This window comes from Sphingomonas bacterium (assembly GCF_903644135.1).
Classification (GTDB): domain Bacteria; phylum Pseudomonadota; class Alphaproteobacteria; order Sphingomonadales; family Sphingomonadaceae; genus Sphingomonas.
Genome location: NZ_CAHJXA010000358.1, coordinates 1 through 2,740, shown reverse-complemented (window position 1 = coordinate 2,740; position 2,740 = coordinate 1). Strand labels below are relative to the sequence as shown.

Annotated in this window: 1 protein-coding gene and 1 pseudogene; both read left to right on the top strand. The window is 67.5% G+C overall.

Annotation, left to right across the window (positions count from 1 at the left end; translation table 11 throughout):
• A partial coding sequence (acnA, locus tag HUU96_RS14440) for an aconitate hydratase AcnA (protein ID WP_174293435.1) occupies positions 1-2,194 on the top strand: 2,194 nt, incomplete at its 5' end.
• Between the two features lie 125 nt (positions 2,195-2,319).
• Positions 2,320-2,740, top strand: a pseudogene (locus HUU96_RS14435) (hypothetical protein); the annotation flags it as partial.

The window sequence follows — 2,740 nt, the reverse complement described above, 5'->3', positions numbered from 1 at the left end:
GGGATCGAAGGCGCTCGACAATTTCAAGGTCGTGCCGCCGGGCACGGGCATCTGCCACCAGGTCAACCTCGAGAACCTCGCGCAGACGATCTGGTCGTCGGCCGATCCCGACGGCGCGGTCGTCGCCTATCCCGACACGCTGGTCGGCACTGACAGCCACACCACGATGGTGAACGGCCTGGGCGTGCTCGGCTGGGGCGTCGGCGGCATCGAGGCGGAGGCGGCGATGCTGGGCCAGCCGGTCTCGATGCTGATCCCGGAAGTGGTCGGCTTCAAGCTCACCGGCACGCTGCTCGAGGGCATCACCGCGACCGATCTCGTGCTCACCGTCACCCAGATGCTGCGCCAGAAGGGCGTGGTCGGCCGGTTCGTCGAGTTCTACGGGCCCGGCCTGGATTCGCTTTCGCTCGCCGATCGCGCGACGATCGCCAACATGGCGCCGGAATATGGCGCAACCTGCGGCTTTTTCCCGATCGACCAGGCGACGCTCAACTATCTGCGGCTGACCGGCCGCGAGACCTGGCAGATCGAGCTGGTCGAGGCCTATGCCAGGGCGCAGGGGATGTGGCGCGACGCCAACCTGCCCGACCCGCTGTTCACCGACACGCTGGCGCTCGACATGGGCTCGGTCCAGCCGTCGCTCGCCGGGCCGCGCCGTCCGCAGGACCGTGTGCTGCTGACCAACGTCGACGACAATTTCAACACCGAGCTCGCCACCGGCTACAAGAAGTCCGGCGACAGTGACACGCGCGTCGCGGTCGACGGGCGCGACCATGACCTGGGCCATGGCGACGTCGTCATCGCCGCGATCACCAGCTGCACCAACACGTCCAACCCGTCGGTGCTGGTCGCCGCCGGGCTCGTCGCGCGCAAGGCGCGCGCGCTCGGCCTCGTGCCCAAGCCGTGGGTGAAGACCAGCCTCGCCCCCGGCAGCCAGGTCGTCACCGACTATCTCACCGCCTCCAAGCTGCAGGACGATCTCGACGCGATGGGCTTCAACCTGGTCGGCTACGGCTGCACCACCTGCATCGGCAACTCCGGGCCGCTGCTCGCGCCGATCAGCAAGGCGATCAACGAGAACGACCTCGTCGCCGCCTCGGTGCTCTCCGGCAACCGCAATTTCGAGGGCCGCGTGTCGCCCGACGTGCGCGCGAACTTCCTCGCCTCCCCGCCGCTGGTCGTCGCCTATGCGCTGAAGGGCACCGTGCGCGACGACATCACCACCACCCCGATCGGCGAATCGAGCGAGGGCAAGCCGGTCTTCCTCAAGGACATCTGGCCGACCAACACCGAGGTTGCCGACGTCATCACCAGCTTCATCGACCGCGAGATGTACGCTACCCGCTACGCCAACGTGTTCGAGGGCGACCGCAAGTGGCGCGGCATCGCGATCGAGGGCGGCGATACCTACAGCTGGTCGGCGGGCTCGACCTACGTTCAGAACCCACCCTATTTCGAGGGCATGTCGATGACCCCGGAGCCCGTCTCGGACATCCGCGACGCGCGGCCGCTCGCGATCTTCGCGGATTCGATCACGACCGATCACATCTCGCCGGCCGGATCGATCAAGGCCGACAGCCCCGCCGGTCGCTACCTCCAGGAGCATCAGGTCGCACGCGCCGACTTCAACTCCTACGGCGCGCGCCGCGGCAATCACGAGGTGATGATGCGCGGCACCTTCGCCAACATCCGCATCCGCAACGAGATGATCCCCGGCATCGAAGGCGGCATGACCAAGTACATCCCCACCGGCGAGGTGATGGCGATCTACGACGCGGCGATGCGCTACAAGGCGGACGGCGTGCCGCTGGTCGTGATCGCGGGCAAGGAATATGGCACGGGCTCGTCGCGCGACTGGGCGGCCAAGGGCACCAACCTGCTCGGCGTCCGCGCGGTGATCGCCGAAAGCTTCGAGCGCATCCACCGCTCGAATCTCGTCGGCATGGGTATCGTGCCGCTGCAGTTCGCCGACGGCGTCGACCGCAAGACGCTCGCGCTGGACGGCAGCGAGACCTTTGCCATCGACGATGTCGCCGCCTTGCGCCCGCGCCAGATGGTCACGGTGAAGATCACCCGCGCCGACGGCGGCGAGGCCAGCTGCGAGACGCGCTGTCGAATCGATACGGTCAACGAGCTCGAATATTTCCTGAACGGCGGCATCCTCCACTACGTGCTGCGCAAGCTCGCCGCTTGAGCGGGACACGGCGTCGTCCCGCCCGGGGACGGCGGCGGTCCCGCCGCCGGGCGGGGTTCAGTGCCCGTTCAACCGCTTCATGCGTTAAACGGTGAATAACCGGATACGCGAAGTGGATCGCACTGATGGCATTGCATGTTTCGAAGGCGCTTGCGCTAGGCCTCGCGGGCGCCGCCACGCTGGCGCTCGGTGGCTGCTATGACGACGGCTATGGCTATGGCGGGGTCGAAGCCGGCGCTGGCTATTATGGCGGCGGCTACGGCTATGACGGCTATGACCCATATTATGCCGGCGGCTACGGCTATGGCGGATATGGTTATCCCGGCTACGGCTGGTTCGACGGCTTCTATTATCCCGGCACCGGCTTCTACGTGTATGATCGCGGCGGCCACCGCCAGCGGATGCGCGACAATGACTGGCAGCATTGGCATGGCGGCGACGCCGGGCGGCAGGGCCAGGCCGGCAATTGGCGGGGCCGCGGACCGGGCGATCAGGGCCAGGCGCGCAACTGGCAGGGTCGCGCCGGCCAAGGCGGCGAAAGCGCCC